We start from the raw sequence: 17071 nt of genomic DNA, 5'->3' as shown, positions 1-17071 counted from the left end.
AGTCGGGCTCGCCGAAATCGTGCGCGCCGCGCCGATCGTTCCAGCGCAGTGCGGGATCGGGCAGTGTGACGCCGAGTGCCTCGGCTTGGGGCACGGTCATGTCGACGAACCGTTGGCGCAGTTCGTCATTGGTGTTGCGCTTGATGCCCCATCGCATGGACTGCTCGGTGTTCGGCGACTCGTCGTCGGGCGGGCCGAACATCATCAGCGCGGGCCACCACCAGCGGTCCACCGACTCCTGGACCATCGCGCGCTGCTCGTCGGTGCCGCGCATCATGGTCGCCAGAAGTTCGTAGCCTTGCCGCTGATGGAACGACTCCTCCTTGCACACGCGGATCATCGCTCGGGCGTAGGGGCCGAAAGAGCTGCGGCACAGGGGAACCTGGTTGCAGATCGCGGCGCCGTCGACCAGCCAGCCGATGGTACCGACATCGGCGTAGGTGCGGGTGGGATAGTTGAAAATCGAGGAGTACTTCTGGGTGCCGTCGATGAGTTTGGCCGTCAGGTCGGCGCGGTCGGCGCCGAGGGTCTCGGCCGCGGAGTAGAGGTAGAGTCCGTGGCCCGCCTCGTCCTGGACCTTGGCGAGCAGAATCGCCTTGCGGCGCAGCGACGGTGCGCGGGTGAGCCAATCGCCCTCCGGCTGCATGCCGATGATCTCCGAGTGCGCGTGCTGGGCGATCTGCCTGACGAGGGTCTTGCGGTAGCCGTCGGGCATCCAGTCGCGTGGCTCGATGCGCTGCTCGGCGGCGATCGTCTCGTCGAAAAGCGCCTGTAGCGTGCCGGTCTCGGCCGCGGAGGAGGTGGGCATCGCGCTACTTTCCGTACCGGAGGTGGGTGTCAGGCGCCGGTGAACGACGGCCGCTGTTTGGCGAGGAATGCCTGTACCGCGCCCGCGTGATCGGCGGTGCGGCCGAGCAGGCGCTGTGCGGCGAGTTCGCGGTCCAGCGCGTCGGCGAGGCCGGACGCCGATGCGGCGATGAGCGCCTTGACGTTTCGATAGGCCTGCGTCGGTCCGGCGGCGAGTTGCCCGGCGAGCTCGGCCGCGGTCGTCCGCACCTCCTCGTCGGCGACCACCCGGTGCACCAGGCCCCACGCGAGGGCCTGTTCGGCGGACACACGCTCGCCCAGCAGCATCAGCCCGGTTGCCCGGCTGCTGCCGAGTGCCTCGACGAGCGCGTAGCTGAGCCCGGAGTCGCTGGCCAGGCCGATGCCGGTGAAGGCCGTCGCGAAGGTCGTGCGCGCGCCGGCGACACGGAGGTCGGCGGCCAGCGCGATGCCGAGGCCCGCGCCGACGCACGCGCCCGGAATCGCCGCTACCACAGGGACTTCCAGCGCTCTCAGCGCGCGAATGAGCGGGTTGTAGTGCTCGCCGACGGTGTCCATCGCGGTGTCCGGGTCGGCCGCGAGGGCGGCGGCGTGCTCGCCGAGATCCTGTCCGACACAGAAGTTCTTGCCCTCGGCGGTGAGCAGGACCGCGCGCACGCCGGGTTGCTCGCCGGCCGCCGTCACGGCGTCGAGCAGCGCGAGTTTGGTCGCGCGATCGAGCGCGTTGTGCGCCGACGCCCGGGCCAGCGTGATGGTGGCGAGCCCGTGCGCCGTCTCCAGCCGTACCGTCGCGGATTTCGAGGTTGCTGTCATGGTGTCTCCAGGAGGGCTGGTCCGACAGTTCGATGATGGCCACGGCGCGGCGATGCTCTGCAACCCGTAGCTCTAATTATTTACCGAACATTCGGTAGGTTGGCAAGGGTGTATCGGCCCCTTGCCGTGCTGGATTTCGAGGACTGGGAGGATATGAGGCATGACGAACGCGCGCGCGACCCGCCGGACCGGACTGCCCGGCCGCCCCGGGTACGACCTGGATTCGCTCCTGGCCGTCGCGGTGAAGGTGTTCAACGAAAAGGGTTACGACGGCACCAGTATGGACGCGCTGGCTCGCGGGCTCGGCATCACCAAGTCCTCGATCTATCACCACGTGTCCGGCAAGGCCGAGCTGCTCGAGCTCGCGCTCGCCCGCGCGCTCAACGCGCTGTTCGCGGTCACCACGGAGGAGCGGGCGGTCACCGGCCCGCATATCGACCGGCTCGAGTACCTGGTGCGCCGCAGTGTCGAGATCCTCTGCGCCGAATTGCCGTACGTGACCCTGTTGCTGCGAGTACGCGGGAACACCCCGGCGGAGCGTCGCGCGCTGGCGCGGCGGCGCGAGTTCGACGACTTCGTCAGCGGTCTCGTCGTCGAGGCGGCGGCGGAGGGCGACCTGCGGCCCGGCATCGATCCGGCGCTCACCGCCCGGCTCGTCTTCGGCACGGTGAACTCGCTCATCGAGTGGTACCGGCCGAGGGCGGGCGGCTCGTCGACGGCGCTGGCCGACGCCGTCGTCGCCCTGGTCTTCGACGGGTTGCGCCGCGCCTGACCGGCGTCGCGGTCGCGAATTCGCCGCCGCCGCCGAGTGCTTGACAACGATCGGCGTCGGAGGGGATGGTAATTACCGACCGAACGTACGGTGGGACGGTGTCATCGTGAGCAGACTCCTGGAAAGCTACGTCCAAGGTCGCTGGTTCGCCGCGGCCGACGCGGGCAAGCCGCTGCTCAGCGCGATCGATGGGGCGGAGATCGCCCGGATCTCCTCGGCCGGCGTCGATCTCGCCGGCGCGGTCGACTACGCGCGCACGGTGGGCGGTCCCGCATTGGCGCGGTTGACCTTTCACGAACGGGCCGCGGCGCTCAAGGCGCTCGGACAGGCGCTGCTGGCGGGCAAGGAGGAGTTCTACGAGCTGTCCCGGCTGACCGGCGCCACCCGGCGCGACTCCGGCGTAGACATCGACGGCGGCATAGGCACCCTGCTGAGTTACGCGAGCAAGGCCCGGCGCGAACTGCCGAACAGCACGGTGTATCTCGACGGCGAGGTCGAAAGGCTCAGCAAGCAGGGAAGTTTCGTCGGCAGGCACATCTACACCGCGCGTCGAGGGGTCGCGGTGCAGATCAATGCCTTCAACTTTCCGGTGTGGGGCTTTCTGGAGAAGCTCGCGCCCGCGTTCATCGCCGGGGTGCCGTCGATCGTCAAGCCCGCCGGACAAACCGCTTACCTGACCGAGCTGGTATTCCGGCGCATCGTCGAATCAGGGTTGCTCCCAGCGGGTTCCGTACAACTGGTGGTGGGCGAGGCCCGCGGACTACTCGACCCGCTCGGCGGTCAGGACTCCGTCGCGTTCACCGGATCCGCCGACACCGCGGCGGCACTGCGCGCGCACCCCAATGTGGTCGGTGCGGGGGTGCGGTTCACGGCCGAGGCCGACTCGCTCAACGCGTCGGTGCTCGGACCCGACGTACGGACCGGCGACCCTGAATTCGAGCTGTACGTAACACAACTCGTCACCGAGATGATCGTCAAAGCCGGGCAGAAGTGCACCGCGATCCGTCGCGCGTTCGTCCCCGCGGCGCTAGTCGACGACGTGCTCGAGGCGGCTGCGGCCCGGCTGGCGCAAGTGGTGGTCGGCGATCCGCATGCCGACGGCGTAACGATGGGGGCGCTGGCCAGTCTGGAACAGCGCGCGGAAGTCGTGAAATCAATTCGGGGACTGACGAAGTCGGCCCGCATCGTGTTCGGTGATCCCGAATCTGTCCAGGTCGTCGGTGCTTGCGCGGACTCGGGCGCGTTCATGTCGCCGATCCTGCTGCGCGGCGGCGAGAAGACTGCGCCCGAGCCGCACGAGCTCGAGGCGTTCGGCCCGGTGGCGACGGTGCTCGACTACGACGACACCGGCGAGCTGATCGAGCAGGTCGCCCGCGGCAAGGGCAGCCTCGTCGCCTCGGTGGTGACGAAGGATTTGGCCCTCGCGCGCGAGATCGTGCTCGGCCTCGCGCCCTACCACGGCCGAATCCTGGTGCTGGACAGCGAGGACGCGCGCGAGTCGACCGGGCACGGCTCGCCGCTGCCGGTGCTGGTGCACGGCGGACCCGGGCGCGCGGGCGGCGGCGAGGAACTCGGCGGCATCCGGGGCGTGCTGCATCACATGCAGCGCACGGCGGTGCAGGGCACGCCGAAAGTGCTTACCGCGGTGGGGGATCAGTGGGTCGCCGGCACCGATCGCGTCATCGGCGACGTGCACCCCTTCCGCAAGAACCTGGGCGAGCTGAAGCTCGGCGACACCATCGTCGCGGGGCCGCGGGTGGTCAGCCGCGCCGATATCGCGCACTTCGCCGAGTTCACCGGCGACACGTTCTACGCGCACATGGACGAGGCCGCGGCGGCGGCCAATCCGCTGTTCGGCGGTATCGTCGCGCACGGATATCTCGTAGTGTCCCTCGCCGCAGGGCTTTTCGTCGACCCGGCGCCCGGCCCGGTGCTGGCGAATTTCGGGGTCGACAACCTGAGGTTCCTGACGCCGGTGCGGGCGCAGGACTCGCTGACCGTGACGCTGACGGCGAAGTCGATCACGCCGCGCCAGAGCGCGGCCTACGGCGAGGTTCGCTGGGACGCGGTGGTTGTCAATCAAAAGGACGAGGCCGTCGCGACATACGACGTGCTGACGCTAGTCGCCAAACCGGAGGAGTTATGAATTTTCGCATCGCTGTCTGCTACGGCAAGCCGGAGAATCCGGCGGCGTTCGACCAGCACTACACCGCCGTGCACATCCCGCTGGCGCGCGCGGTGCCTGGAATGACCGAATTCACCTGGGGCAAGGTGGCTTCGATCGGCATGGACGAGCCGCCGTACTACGCGGTGGCCAACATGTACTTCGCCGACGAGAAGGCGCTGCTGGCCGGAATGTCCTCGCCCGAGATGCTGGCGGCGGGCCGGGACCTGCGCAACTTCGCCACCGGCGGGGTGATGATGTACACGCAGGAGGAACAATCCGTCAGGTGAGTTCGCGGCCGCCGTTCGTCGAAACGAGTTCGGGCGCAAGGCATTAGCGCGACGCTCAGGGCTCCAGCAGATATTGGGCGACGATATAGCCGGAGTTGCCCGAGACGCCCGCGCCCGGCCAGGTGCCCGCGCCGAGGACGTACAGGTTCGGCACGAACGTGCGATGACCCGGCGCGGCCGCCATGGGACGCAGCGCGAAGCTCTGCGCGAGATCCTGTGCGCCGCCGTACGGATCGCCCGGACCGCTGTTCGGATTGAACGCCGCCAGGGTGGCGGGGGTGACGATCGAGCGGGTGACGATCGTCTCGGTCAGCCCGGGGACGTGCTTCTCGACGACCTCGAGCACGCGATCGGCGAAGCGGTTCACCACCTCGTCGGTCCAGGCGCCGTCGGCGGTGATCAGCCCCGCCGCGTCGCCGCGCGGATGGGTCGGCACGTCGGTGACCTGGATGCGCATCACGCTGGTGCCCGCGGGCGCGCGGGTGTTGTCGTGCGCGGTCGGCGAGTCGATGGTCATCGTCGGCCACGCGGGCAGCAGCCCGGCCCGCGCCTGGGCGACGTGCAGCGAGAGGCCGTCGAGCGAGTCGGTGAGGAACGGCTGGCCGATCCGCTCGAAACGCTTGTCCGCCCATGGAATCGGCACCGAGGTGGCCAGGTGTATCTGGAAAAGGCCGGTGCCGTAGCGGTATTTGCGCGCCTGCACCAGAAGCCGGTCCGGCACATCGGTCTCCGCGAGCAGCCACTCGTAGAGCTGGTCGGGGTTCGCCGAGGCGACGACGCTGTTCCTGGCCCGATACGCGCTGCCGTCGGACAGTTGCACGCCCACCGCGCGCCCGTCGGCGACCCGGATCCTGGTGACGGTGGCGCCGGTCTGGATGACGCCGCCGTGGCCGGTGACGATCTCGCCGAGCGCCTGGGCGAGTTTGCCGATGCCGCCCTGCGGGATCGGGTTGCCGGCCGCGGTGAAGCCGAGCGGGAAGATGGTCGTCCAGAAGGCCCCGCCCGCGTCGTCGGGGCCGTGGCTCACGTGGGCCGGCCAGGAGGCCAAAAGGCTTCGCATGGCAGGCGATTCGACCTCGGACACGGCCGAGCGCGCGCTGTCGAGCGCGACCTCGGCCAGCTCGGACCAGCCCTCGCCGTCGCGCACCAGCTTGGCCATGGTGATCCGGGCGGATTCGGCGGTCAGATCCTGACTTAGCAGCCCGAACGTCGCGCCCGTCGCCGGTCCGAGGGCCGAGACGATCGCGGCGACCGCCGAGCTGTCGCCGGGGTGCAGCCGATCTGCCTCCTCCGCCAGCGCGATCGGGTCGCGGGGGAAGACGGCGGTGGTGCCGTCCTCCATCGAGACGCCGGTCGGAAACTCCGGCTGAAGAATCTGGAGCCCCTGCTTCTGCAGGTCCGGGCCGAGGTCGCGCCACGCGGGGCCGCTGAGGAACAGAGGCACCGCCGAGGAGAACGGGTCGTAGATCACCCCCGGCGCCAGCTCGGCGCTGCGGACGAAGCCGCCGACCCGATCGTTGCGATCGATGACGAGGACCTCGTGTCCGGCCCTGCTCAGGTACGCCGCCGCTACCAACGCGTTGTGGCCGCCGCCGACGAAAATATGGTCGAAAGTCTGCATGGTGTCAGTCGACCAGCCTCGCCGGGGCGGCGTCGATATCTGTTGTCACTGACCGGACCGCGACTTCGGCGGGCTTGGTCGCGACGACGATCTCGAACGGTCCCACCAGCACCTCGACGTCGGTGAATCCGAGGTCGCCGAGCAGGCCGCGGTAGTCGGCGACCTCGCGCAGCATGCTGGCACAGCTGTCGACGCCGATGAGGAAGTACGACCAGAAGAACTGCCGCGCGAGCCGCTCGGCGTCGCGGAACTCCTCGCAGATGAGCACCCGCCCGCCCGGTGGCAGCGCGGTGTAGGCCTTCGCCAGCAGTTCGCGGGCCTGCGGTCGCTGCCAGTCGTGCAGCACCCGGACGAAGGACAGGATGTCGTACCCGGTCGGCAGCGGCTCCGCGAGGAAGTCGCCGCCGACGAAGCCCAGGCGGTCCCCGAGACCCGACTCGTCCCTGGTGCGCTCGACGAGGGGGCGCAGGGCGGGCAGGTTGTAGACGTCGGCGCGCAACCCCGGGTTGTCCCGGAGCAGAAGTGCGGCCAAGGTGCCGTCGCCGCCGCCGACGTCGAGCAGGCGTAGCTCGCCGCGCCGCAGGCTCAGGTTGGCGCGGAACGACTCGGCGATGGGTCCGATCCCGGCCGCCATGCTGTGTTCGAAACCGGCGACCTGTTCGGCGCTGTCGAGCGGCCAGCTGAAGTCCTCCGGCGCCATGGCGTGCGCGCCGCGGAGCACCTCGGGGAGTCTGCCGTAGAGCTTTCGCCACGGGTACCCGTCCCGGTCGCGCTCCAGCGAGGCCGGACCCAAGACGTCTTCGGCGGCGGCGTGCGCGCCCTCGGTGGCGCGATACCCTGTGTCTTGCAAGGTATCCGAAGGCTGCCGGGTGACGAGCCCCAGGCATTCGAGACAGTCGAGCAGCTTGTACAGGCGCATGGGTACCAGCTCGAACCGGTCACACAGCTCGCCGAGGCTGCACGGCCCGGCGTCCAGAACGTCGAGAATGCCCATCTCCCAGGCGGTCTCGACGACGTCGATGGCCTTGTCGCCGTTGAACAGCAGGCTCAGCAGGGCTCGGGGCGAGGTCGTCATTCACAGCGCCTTTCGTTCGGCGATCAACGCGTCCATGAACGCGTCGATCTCGTCGAGGGTGGTGTAGATGTGCGGGGCGAGTCGAAGGCCCTCGCGCCAGCTGCACACCATGCCGCGCCCGGCCAGCCGCTTCTTCACCGTCTCGTCGCCGGGGAAGCGCAGGCAGACGACGCCGCCGCGCAGGTGCGGGGTGCGCGGAGTGCGCACGGGGATGCCCGCGTCGTCGGCCCGTTCGATGATCAGGTCGGTGCATCGCAGCGAGTGTTCGCGGATCGCCGGGGCGCCTACCTGGGCGAGCAGGTCGAGGCCGACCCGAGACATCATGGCGGTCAACGGAATCGGGGTGCCGCCGGCGAGGCGTCGTGCGTCGGGCGCCCAGTCCTCGGCGGGCCGGAAGGACAGCGGATCGCGGCCGGCGAACCAGCCGGTCGCCGCGGGCCGCAGCGTGGGCAGCAGTTCCCGGCGCGCGTAGAGAAAGGCGGTGTGTGCGCCGCAGAGCCATTTGTGCGCGCCGCCGAGCACGAAGTCCACGTCGAGGGCCCGCAGGTGCAGCGGTACGACGCCGACGGTTTGGAAGGTGTCCACGATGACCAGTGCGCCCATCCGATGGGCCCGCTCGACGATGCGGTCGAGGTCGAGGACCGCGCCGGTGGTGTAGCTGCCGTGCGCGACACAGACGAGCAGGGTGCGTTCGTCGATCGCGGATTCGACTGCGTCGGTGTCGAAGTCGACGACCACCGGCTCCGCGCCGTATCTGGCGAAGCCGTGCCACAGGAACGGCACGGTGGGGAACTCACGGTCGGTGGTGACCACCTTCGTGCGCTCGCCGCCGAAGTCGAAACAGGTGGCGAGCCGGCCGAGCAGGGTGGTCAGATTCGCGTCGGTGACCACGGTTCCCGTTGGCGCGCCGAGGAATTGGGACAGGGCGTGCACATAGCCGTCCAGCTCTTCGAGCCAGCCGCCCCAGGCGTCGTCCCGCCAGTCGCGCACCGTGTTCCAGTAGCGGGCGAGGACGTGCTCGACGCCGCGCGGCATCGCCCCCGTCGAGTTGCTGTTGAGGTACACACAGGTTTCGAGTACCGGGAACTCCGCGCGCAGCGTCGCCTCGTTCATCTGGCCGTGGACTCCCGGCTCGCGCCGGGCGCGTAACCGCCCGCGCTGCTCCAGTTCTCGGTCAGCTCGCTCCTGACCTGCCACAGCGAGCGGAACAGGGGCTTGGTCATCCGGCCGGTGAGGACCTTGGTCGGCACGCCGTCCAGGGCGTTCACCCCGCGGCCGACGCCGATTGTTCTGCGCACCAACATGAAATGGGCGATGAGCCACTGCTGGAAGCGCTCGTCGATGTCGACCAAGAGCTCGCAGACGCGTTTGAGTTCGGGCTGCGCGTTGGCGGCGTACACCTGCGCGACCCGGACACCGCGGCGGTCGAGGAGCCGATCCAGCGCCGCCTCGACCTGTTCGGCCGCGGTGTGCACCGCGTTGTAGCCGGGCGACTCCTGGCCGCTGCCCTTGCCGAGGCTGCGGCGAATGGTCTGGTAGGTGTCGGGGGTCATGGTCTCCAGGACCCCGATCTCGCGTGCGAGACAGTCGGCGATCCGGATCGTCCGGTCCAGCCGCGCCGACGCCTCCCACAGCTCGTCCCGGTCCACCTCGCCGACGATCCCGGCGAGTTCGTGGGCCAGCAGCTTGAGCCAGACCTCCTGGGCCTGGTGCACGATCTGGAACATGAGCTCGTCCGGGTGCGTGAGCTCCCCGGTCGCCGTCTGCAACGACAGCAACTCCCCGGTGCGCAGGTACACCTCGTAATCGGTGGTGCCCACCCCGACCCAGGTCTTCAGAACCGCATTGAACACCGGTTTGGCCAGCGCCTCACGCAGCTGTTCCTCCGCGGTATGCCCCGCCCTCGTAGTCACGACATTGCCTCCTGATACTGTGCCGCCCTACGTCATCGGCGACATCCGTGGCCCCGCCCGGCCCCGCCGATCACCCCCGACCGAATAGCCTGTGCCACAGTGGCACGCGCGATCGTGCCCACGCACTGTTTCGGTCCGGCCACCGGATCGATCGACGCCCGACCGGCGGGTGCGGTCAGGGGAGGGCGTGCAGGCCGAGGTAGCGGCCGGGGATCGGCTGGGTGGGGGACTCCTCGGACCACATGATGGTCACCACCCACCAGCGTTCGTCCTGGTGCAGGAGCTGAATGCTGTTGACGCCGCGCACGAACGGGTTGCCGTGCGGGGTCTCGCGGGATTCGTAGGTGCTCATGACGTGCACCAGCGGACCGAAACACTCTGTCCTGCGGGCGATTTCGCGCTCATAGAACGGCTGCGCCAGCAGCACGGGCTGGATCTGCTCGATGAAGGCCTCGCAGTCGAGCACCTGCCCGCCCACGTGGTTGTCGGTGAGGGGCTCGGCGGGGATCAGGCGGGCGCCCGGCAGGAAGAGCGCGCGGAGGCGGTCGTAGTCGCGCGGGCCCGGCGGTCCGGAGATCACGTCGTACAGCGCGAGCAGGATCTTGTCGACGGTGGCGGTGTCGCGCCGGGTCCGTTCGGTCAGTGTCGTCATGATCCGCATTGTGGGTGCGGGGTCGCCGAACCCGGCCGGCTCGGTCCGTTGAGCGAACCGTCGTTGTCGCCGCGGCACGGTATCGGGGCAGACTGAGCCCCGGGAACGGCGGGAGGACAACGACAATGCGCAGCGCCGAGGAGACTTCGCGGCTGACCGAGGCGATGATGAGCGCGGCTCTCGACGCCGGCCTCGTCATGCGCAGCGCCGAGGACGAGACGCTCGACGGCCGCACGGTCCGCCTCGACGGCAGGCAGCGGCTGAACTTCGGCTCGTGCGGTTACCTCGGGCTCGAGCTGGACTCCCGGCTCCGGACGGCCGCGTGCGAGGCCGTGATGCGGTACGGCACACAGTTTTCCTCGTCGCGCGCCTACCTGGAGGCGCCGCTGTATCCCGTGCTCGAGCAGCTGCTCGGCGAGGTATTCGGCGGCCACGTTCTGGTCACGCCCAGCACCACGCTCGGCCACCAAACGGCGCTACCGGTGCTGGTCGGCGGGAATGACGCCGTGGTCTTCGACGCGCAGGTGCACCACAGCGTCCAAGCGGTCGCGCCCTACCTGCACGCCCAGGGCACGACGGTGGAGTTCGTCGCGCACAGCGATATCTCCCAGCTGGAGCGCGCGATCGAGCGCCTCGGTCGCGCGCATCGCCGGGTCTGGTATCTGGCCGACGGCGTCTACAGCATGTTCGGCGACCTCGCGCCGCTGCCCGCGCTGACCGCCCTGCTCGACCGTCACGAACAGCTGCACCTGTACATGGACGACTCGCACGGCGTCGGCTGGTGCGGCAGGCACGGTCACGGTCCGACGCTCGACCTGCTCGCCGGGCACGAGCGCGTCGTCGTCGCGGCCTCGCTGAACAAGTCGTTCGCCGCCGCGGGCGCGGCAATCGTGCTCCCGTCCGCCCGGCTGAAGAGCCGGCTGCGGATGCTCGGGGGACCGGCCATCTTCTCCGGTCCGATCCAGCCGCCCCTGCTCGGCGTCGCGGTGGCCTCGGCCGAAATCCATCTGAGCCCCGAACTGGCCGAGCGTCAAGCGACGCTGCGCGAGCGAATCGAGTTGTGCACCAGGCTGATGCGGGAGTCGGGTCTGCCGCTCGCGAACGCGGCGGTGAGTCCGATCCGGCACGTCACGATCGGGCGGCCGGCGGACGCGCAGAAGGTGGCCGAACGCCTCCTCTACGAGGGGGTCTACACGAATCTGGCTACTTTCCCGGCGGTTCCGGCCAGGCTCGCGGGCATTCGAACGACAATTACTGTGCACCATCGGCTCTCGGATATCTCCGAACTGGTGCGCGCACTCGACAGGCACGTTCCGGCGGAGTTCCGCTCGGCCCCACAGGCTGTCGGTTCGTGTGTCTGACGACGCTTGCCGCGCAATGAGTTCAGCGCAGATACCAGCCGGTGCCGCCGATCGGCACGTCCTCGTGGATGCGGGGCATGTGCTGGTCGAAGAACAGGGTGGCGGTGAGCTCGGCCCGGCTGCGGACCCGGAGTTTGGCGAAGACCCGTTTGATATGGTCGTCGACGGTGTGCGGGGACAGGATCAGCGATCGGGCGATCTCGGCCCGGGAGTAGCCCCTGGCGAGCAGCTTGACCACGTCGCGCTCCCGGACGGTGAGCCGGTAGCAGTCGGCGACCGGCGCGGCGATCTCGACCGGCCTGCCGGCCTCGATGATGATCGACAGCTGCTCGCCCGCGCCGCTGAGCCGCTCGGCGTACAGGGTGAGCCAACGCCCGGCCCTGGTGCGGACGCGGCCGCGGGCACGGCCGGGGCGCGAGCGCGCCTGATGCGCGAGATTCAAGACCCGGTAGGGCAATTCGCGCCGTGGATCGACATCGTCATCGATCTGCGCGAGCCAGTGCGCCGCGGCGGCCGAGGTGCTGATCCGGTCGAGATCCGGATCGAGCAGGATAAGGCCGGGCCCCTCGGCATCGTCGCCGACGGCGATCTCGGTCAGCGTCATCTCCCGGCGGATCGCGTCGGCGACCGCACCGGTCGAGCCCTCGACCAAACGTGTTTCGGCGGTGGAGAAGTCGGGAGCGTCGGCGGCGCGGAACAGGACCAGCGCACCCCAGATAGTGGCGTTGTCGCCGAACAGCACGCGCATCTCGCGGGTCATCCCGCTCGGCGCCAGCACCTCCCGGTAGCGCAGGCTCGTCTCGGGGCGACCGCCGGTGGCCTCCCACAATGTCACCGCCCGGCGCGGGCCGCGGGCCAGGGTGGGCAGCGCGAGCGCGTCGCCGCCGCGCACCTCGATGTCGAGCAGTTGCGGCAGGTATTCCCGCGGCAGTCCGTCCCGGTGGAAGCCGCCGGTGGGCAGCACCGAGGCGGGGTCGATCGTCAGCGCGCACCACGCGTCGAACGGAACGGCCCGGCGCAGGGTCGCGGCGACCGCGCACTGCAGTGCGAGCGCGCCGGAGGAGATCCGGCACGCGGCCGCCACGCCCGCGGCCAGCACGTCCAGCGATCTCCCCTGCATATTCTCAGTATCGCGCCCGGCCTCGCCCGGCGGATCCCCCGGAATCGGGGACATGTGCCGATCGCGGTCGTGGCGCGGAAGGCGACCTGCCGCGCGCGAACCGGGGGATATGATCGGTGCGACCTCTCGAGGGTGGAGTGAACGGGCGGCCGGCGGGGTGGCGTCCGTCCGACGATGGACAGGAGGTCGGCCGAGCCCGCGCTCCCGGGATCGGCTGTGGCGCAATGGAAATTCTCGTACTCGGCCCGGTCGTCGTGCGGGCCGCCGACACCGTGATCGCGGTGGATCGCCCGCTGCAGCGCGCGGCCCTGACCTGTCTCGCCCTCGCCAAGGGGCTGCCCGTTCCGGACAGCAGGCTGGCGGCCGGGCTCTGGGGCGACGAGGCGCGCGAGCGTCCGCCGCAACGCCTGTGGAACGTGATCTCCCGGTTGCGCGCCACCCTGGGGCCGCACGCGGACGCCGTCGAGCGGACCGCCGCCGGCTACCGCTGCACCGCGATCATGCCGGATCTGCTGGCGGCGGAGGCGGCGGCCGGCCGCATGCGGGCGGCGCAGACCGCCGGTGAGCACGCGGTGGTTCGCGCGGAATCCGCGGCGGCGCTGAACTATTGGCGCGGCTCGTCGCTGGCGGACGTGCGGACCGCGCCCTTGGCGCTCGCCGAGGCCCAGCGGCTCGACGCTTGGCGTCTGGAGCTCAGCGTCGCGGGCATCACCGCGGCGATCGAGTCCGGCGACGCGGGCGAGGTGGTGACCGAGTTGTCGCGCCTGGTCGCCGCGCATCCCGTGCACGAGACGCTGGGCCGGCTACACGCCCTCGCGCTCTATCGAACCGGACGCCAAGCCGACGCACTGAGCGGCCTCGACCGGCTGCGCCGCGAACTGGCCGCCCGGCTCGGCGTCGCCCCCGCCGAGGAGACCGTCACGCTGGAACAGCGCGTGCTGCGCCACGATCCGCAGTTGCGCCGCTCGTCGTCCCACGGCGGCGGCCGGACCGTGGACCCGGACGAGGGCTGTGTGGGATGCGAGATCGCCGCCGGGACAGACCTTCCCGGCCCGGTGACCTCGTTCCTCGGTCGCGAACGCGAAATGTCCGCGCTGGTACGGCAATTGCCCGAGCCAGCAACGATCACCCTCACCGGCGGGCCGGGGTGCGGCAAGTCGCGCTTGGCGCTGGAGGCGGCTCGCGCGGCCGCACGGGCCGGTCGCCGGGTCGTCGCCGTGCAGCTCGCCGCCGTGCGGGACGCGAATCTGGTGGGGCAGGCGATCGCCACCGTCGCCGGCGTCGAGGCCGCGCCGGGCGAAGAACTCCCCGAACTGGCCACGGAGTTGGCCGGCAACCTGCTGCTGATCGACAACGCGGAGCACGTGGCCGACGAGGTGAAGGCGATCGTCACCGAATTGTCCGCCGCCACACCGGGGCTCACGACGCTGATCACCTCCCAGGTGCCGCTGGGCTGCCACGGCGAGGACGTCCGGCCCGTCGGCGCGTTGGATCGCCGGTCGAGCCTGGCCCTGTTCGCGGACCGCGCCAAGATCTCGCTCGACGAGTCCACCAGGGACGAGGCGGTGCGGATCTGCGCGACCGTGGACTGGCTGCCGCTCGGCATCGAGCTGGCCGCCGGCCTCACCAGAACGCTGTCGCTGAGTCAGCTGGCCACCCGCATCACCGACACGATGCGGCTGCTGGTGGGCGGCGCGCTCTACGGCGGCAGCGACCGGCACGCCTCGCTGCGCATCGCGCTGGACTGTAGCTACCAGATCCTTGACCCGGCAACGCAATCCGTGCTGCGGGGGATCGGCGTCTTCGCGGGCGGCTTTCCGCCGGAGGCCGTCGCCGCGGTGCTGCCCGCCGACCTCGACGCGGACCGGATCGCCTCCGCCATGGCCGAGCTCGAGCACCGCAACCTGATCACGGTGCTGACCGACGGCGCCTACCGGCGCTGCACGCTGCTGGAGACGGTGCGCGACTATGCGCAGAGCCGGCTCGCGGCCGAAGGCGAGCTGGCCGCCGCGCGCGCCCGGCATGCCCAGTGGTGCCTCGATCACGTGTGCGCGGCGATCGACACCCACGGGGAGGGCACCGCGGAGGGGGTGGCGGCGATCTTCGCCGAGTGGCCGAATATCGCCGAGGCTCTGGATCGTTCGCCCGGCACGCCCGCCGCCGCCACCGCGTTGCGGCTGGCGGTCGCCATGGACCGCCCGTGGCTCATGCGGTCCTGGTACACCTACGCCGGCCGCTACTACGGGCCCCTCCTGGCGAGCACCGACATTTCGGCCGCGGACCGCGCGGACGCGCTGAGCCGCTGGGCCTTTCACTGGATGATGATCGGCAGCCTCGATGAGGCCGCCGATCTGCTCGACGAGGCGGCGACGCTGATCGACCCCGAAGACGGTGGCGCCGTGGCCGTCTCGGTGCACTACTGCCGCGGCTGTATCGACGTCGAACGCGCGCGCTATCGGCAGGCCGTCGACACCCTGCGCACCGCAGCGGAGTTCGCGCGTCGCACCGGCAACGTCCAGCGCGAGTCCGCGTGCATAGACGCCTGCGCGTCCGCCCAGCTGTTCGCCGGTGACGCGCAGGCGGCGGCCGAGAACTTCCGGCGCGCCGCCGACCTCGACCGCACGATGGGCGACCAGCACGGCTTGGCGCGGGGGCTCAGCAATCTGGCGAAGGCCTTGGCCGCGCTCGGGCGCACCGACGAGGCGCTGGCGCACGCGGCCGAGTCCGACGACTACGCAAAGCGCTTCGACGACCGCCACATCCTCGCCCTCACCCAGCAGGTCAGGGCCGGAATCGCCGCGGCGGCGGCCGATCTCGACGCGGCCGAGGTGCACTGCCGGACCGCGCTGACCTATATGGGCGACGAGATCGGCACGGCGGAGATAGATCTCGCCGACGTACTGATCGAACGCGGAGAACTGGCCGAGGCCCGCGCACTCCTGGACCGCGTCTTCGGCGACTCGGCACACGGCCAGACCACGCGGCTGGCCGCCATGCCGGTGTCGGCCGCATTGGCCTGCGCCGAAGGCGATTTCGCGGCGTCCGCGCGGATCGTCGAGGAGACGACGGCCGCGCACGCGGCCTCCGGCTTCGGCTGGCCCCGCTATGTCGAGCGGCTGGCAGCGGTCCGCCGTCGGCTGTCGGACCAGGCGCGCTGAGTCAAGGACGTTGCGCGGTCGCGAGATAGCCACCGAGCCCGACGAACGCCGCGCCGGTGACTCGGTCGATGTTCCGATGAGCGCGAGCGGTCAGGTCCAGCCGGCCGAGCACGCCGCCGAGCACCGTATAGGCGATGGCGGAGCACGCTTCGATGCCGATGTAGGCCGCGGCCAGGATCAGCAGCGAGCCGCTCGCGTCCGCACCGGAGGGGAGGAACTGCGGCAGGAACGCGGCGAACAGCAGCATGGCCTTGGGATTGGTTGCGGCGACCAGGAGCTCGCCACGCATGGCACGCCGGACCCGACCCAGCGCGGTGAGTTCGGGAACGTCTGGCTCGTCGGTGACCGGCGAGCGCCGGGCGCGCCACAGCGTGCTCAGGCCGAAGTAGAGCAGGTACGCGACCCCCACCCATTTGACGAGGTCGAAGACCAGCGCCGAGCGGGTCAGCAGCGCGCCGAGACCGATGGCGACCGCGACCGTCATCGACGCGAAGACGGCGAACCGCGCGCCGAGCGCGATCGTGGCGGGCGCGGTGCCGTATCGGATCGCGTTTCGCACGCTGAGCAGCTGGTTCGGCCCGGGAATCAGCGAGAGTGCGACGGCGGCGGGCACGAACGCGGTCCAGTCGATCGATGCGGTCATCCCCCCGACGATATCCGCGCCGCCGTACGCGGCTGGTGCCCGGACCGTGTGGCTCACTCGGCTCGTTCGTCGGGAGTGGCCGCGTGCCCTGCCTTTCCGTTGGTTCGTCGCTCGCGTTTGAGCTCGGCCTCGTGCAGGTGACGCTGCCCGCCGGTGAACTGCCTCGCGCGCTCTTCCCACTCGCGGAGACAGCGGTAGTAGGTTTCGTCGTAGTCCTCGACGACCTGGAAGGTCCAGCGGCCCGGTAGGACATTGCGGCCGACCAGCTCTCGGACCAGCTGGGCGGCGAAGGTGTCGTGCCCGGCCTCGCGCAGCTGGTCCGCAGCGCTCTCGACGGCGAAGTCGGCGGTGCCGGTGAGGCGGTGGAACTGGTAGAGGTGGCCGCGCGCGACCTCGATGATTTCGAGCGCCTCGGTCAGTTTTCCGACGGCCGCGACGGTGGCCGGGTCGTAGGCGTCGGCGGCGGGCTCGTGGTCGTCCAGGCGTGGGTCGGAGGTTTGCGTCATGCGGGTCGGATACCCACCTGTTCGTTAATGATGCATTAACGATGCATCGAAGTTTGCTGACCGGCGTGGCGGTCTCGTGGGGGAGCAGCGCCCGCGTGGCAGCGCACGTCGTCATCGCGCGCGACACGCGTCACCGAGTTCGATGCAACGATTGTGCA

15 protein-coding genes are annotated in these 17071 nt (G+C 70.2%); 5 read left to right on the top strand and 10 right to left on the bottom strand.

The window, feature by feature from the left end; translation table 11 throughout:
* The coding region (gene paaA, locus ON39_RS13615) for a 1,2-phenylacetyl-CoA epoxidase subunit PaaA (RefSeq protein WP_040734272.1) at positions 1-808 on the bottom strand (808 nt) is incomplete at its 3' end.
* Between the two features lie 29 nt (positions 809-837).
* Positions 838-1638 carry an enoyl-CoA hydratase/isomerase family protein gene (locus ON39_RS13610; protein WP_040734270.1) on the bottom strand — a complete coding sequence of 267 codons (801 nt, stop codon included), beginning with the start codon at positions 1636-1638 and terminating at the stop codon, positions 838-840.
* Between the two features lie 160 nt (positions 1639-1798).
* Between ON39_RS13610 and ON39_RS13605 the strand changes: the two genes are divergently transcribed.
* The 3 genes from ON39_RS13605 to ON39_RS13595 all read left to right on the top strand — a co-directional run bounded on the left by ON39_RS13605 (position 1799) and on the right by ON39_RS13595 (position 4864).
* Positions 1799-2410, top strand: coding sequence for a TetR/AcrR family transcriptional regulator (locus ON39_RS13605; RefSeq protein ID WP_040734268.1), 612 nt, complete (start codon positions 1799-1801; stop codon positions 2408-2410).
* A 106-nt stretch (positions 2411-2516) separates the two neighbouring features.
* Positions 2517-4556 (top strand): phenylacetic acid degradation bifunctional protein PaaZ, encoded by a 2040-nt coding sequence (gene paaZ / locus ON39_RS13600; RefSeq protein ID WP_040734267.1) that lies wholly within the window; start codon positions 2517-2519, stop codon positions 4554-4556.
* Positions 4553-4864, top strand: a complete 312-nt coding sequence (locus ON39_RS13595; protein ID WP_040734265.1) for an EthD family reductase — start codon at positions 4553-4555, stop codon at positions 4862-4864. Before paaZ ends, ON39_RS13595 begins: the two co-directional genes overlap by 4 nt.
* A gap of 55 nt (positions 4865-4919) precedes the next feature.
* Here ON39_RS13595 and ON39_RS13590 read toward each other — a convergent pair whose 3' ends face one another.
* From ON39_RS13590 to ON39_RS13570, 5 genes are all read right to left on the bottom strand, one after another.
* Positions 4920-6485 carry a phytoene desaturase family protein gene (locus ON39_RS13590; RefSeq protein ID WP_040734264.1) on the bottom strand — a complete coding sequence of 522 codons (1566 nt, stop codon included), beginning with the start codon at positions 6483-6485 and terminating at the stop codon, positions 4920-4922.
* A gap of 4 nt (positions 6486-6489) precedes the next feature.
* Positions 6490-7560, bottom strand: coding sequence for a methyltransferase (locus ON39_RS13585; protein ID WP_051186580.1), 1071 nt, complete (start codon positions 7558-7560; stop codon positions 6490-6492).
* On the bottom strand, positions 7561-8673 hold the full coding sequence (locus tag ON39_RS13580; RefSeq protein ID WP_040734262.1) for an aminotransferase class V-fold PLP-dependent enzyme: 1113 nt from the start codon (positions 8671-8673) through the stop codon (positions 7561-7563).
* Positions 8670-9473: a tryptophan 2,3-dioxygenase family protein gene (locus tag ON39_RS13575; RefSeq protein ID WP_040734260.1), complete on the bottom strand. Its 804-nt coding sequence runs from the start codon at positions 9471-9473 to the stop codon at positions 8670-8672. The genes ON39_RS13580 and ON39_RS13575 overlap by 4 nt, the downstream gene beginning before the upstream one ends.
* A 175-nt stretch (positions 9474-9648) precedes the next feature.
* Positions 9649-10125: a nuclear transport factor 2 family protein gene (locus tag ON39_RS13570; protein ID WP_063713342.1), complete on the bottom strand. Its 477-nt coding sequence runs from the start codon at positions 10123-10125 to the stop codon at positions 9649-9651.
* Positions 10126-10250: 125 nt separating this feature from the next.
* On the opposite strand from ON39_RS13570, the gene ON39_RS13565 reads away from it, so the two are divergent.
* On the top strand, positions 10251-11486 hold the full coding sequence (locus ON39_RS13565; RefSeq protein ID WP_051186578.1) for an aminotransferase class I/II-fold pyridoxal phosphate-dependent enzyme: 1236 nt from the start codon (positions 10251-10253) through the stop codon (positions 11484-11486).
* A gap of 22 nt (positions 11487-11508) precedes the next feature.
* Here the strand turns inward: ON39_RS13565 and ON39_RS13560 are convergent, their stop codons facing one another.
* A complete protein-coding gene (locus tag ON39_RS13560) occupies positions 11509-12606 on the bottom strand; it encodes a helix-turn-helix transcriptional regulator (RefSeq protein ID WP_157195458.1) in 1098 nt (365 codons plus the stop codon).
* A gap of 224 nt (positions 12607-12830) precedes the next feature.
* Here ON39_RS13560 and ON39_RS13555 point away from each other — a divergent pair, with 224 nt between their 5' ends.
* On the top strand, positions 12831-15764 hold the full coding sequence (locus ON39_RS13555; RefSeq protein ID WP_040734258.1) for an AfsR/SARP family transcriptional regulator: 2934 nt from the start codon (positions 12831-12833) through the stop codon (positions 15762-15764).
* A 1-nt stretch (position 15765) separates the two neighbouring features.
* On the opposite strand, the gene ON39_RS13550 is transcribed toward ON39_RS13555, so the two are convergent.
* Entirely contained in the window at positions 15766-16407 is a 642-nt protein-coding gene (locus ON39_RS13550) for a LysE family translocator (RefSeq protein WP_040734257.1), read from the bottom strand.
* Between the two features lie 53 nt (positions 16408-16460).
* On the bottom strand, positions 16461-16913 hold the full coding sequence (locus ON39_RS13545) for a hypothetical protein (RefSeq protein WP_051186577.1): 453 nt from the start codon (positions 16911-16913) through the stop codon (positions 16461-16463).
* Positions 16914-17071 lie beyond the last annotated feature (158 nt).

The organism is Nocardia tenerifensis NBRC 101015 (assembly GCF_000308715.1).
In the GTDB taxonomy this organism is placed as follows: Bacteria; Actinomycetota; Actinomycetes; order Mycobacteriales; family Mycobacteriaceae; genus Nocardia; species Nocardia tenerifensis.
This window is presented reverse-complemented; position numbering and strand designations above follow the sequence as displayed.

Coding starts and splice junctions, on each gene's coding strand:
- ON39_RS13610 (WP_040734270.1), bottom strand. CDS start 1,638: ATGACAGCAACCTCGAAATCCGCGACGGTACGGCTGGAGACGGCGCAC.
- ON39_RS13605 (WP_040734268.1), top strand. CDS start 1,799: ATGACGAACGCGCGCGCGACCCGCCGGACCGGACTGCCCGGCCGCCCC.
- ON39_RS13595 (WP_040734265.1), top strand. CDS start 4,553: ATGAATTTTCGCATCGCTGTCTGCTACGGCAAGCCGGAGAATCCGGCG.
- ON39_RS13590 (WP_040734264.1), bottom strand. CDS start 6,485: ATGCAGACTTTCGACCATATTTTCGTCGGCGGCGGCCACAACGCGTTG.
- ON39_RS13585 (WP_051186580.1), bottom strand. CDS start 7,560: ATGACGACCTCGCCCCGAGCCCTGCTGAGCCTGCTGTTCAACGGCGAC.
- ON39_RS13580 (WP_040734262.1), bottom strand. CDS start 8,673: ATGAACGAGGCGACGCTGCGCGCGGAGTTCCCGGTACTCGAAACCTGT.
- ON39_RS13570 (WP_063713342.1), bottom strand. CDS start 10,125: ATGACGACACTGACCGAACGGACCCGGCGCGACACCGCCACCGTCGAC.
- ON39_RS13565 (WP_051186578.1), top strand. CDS start 10,251: ATGCGCAGCGCCGAGGAGACTTCGCGGCTGACCGAGGCGATGATGAGC.
- ON39_RS13560 (WP_157195458.1), bottom strand. CDS start 12,606: ATGCAGGGGAGATCGCTGGACGTGCTGGCCGCGGGCGTGGCGGCCGCG.
- ON39_RS13555 (WP_040734258.1), top strand. CDS start 12,831: ATGGAAATTCTCGTACTCGGCCCGGTCGTCGTGCGGGCCGCCGACACC.
- ON39_RS13550 (WP_040734257.1), bottom strand. CDS start 16,407: ATGACCGCATCGATCGACTGGACCGCGTTCGTGCCCGCCGCCGTCGCA.
- ON39_RS13545 (WP_051186577.1), bottom strand. CDS start 16,913: ATGACGCAAACCTCCGACCCACGCCTGGACGACCACGAGCCCGCCGCC.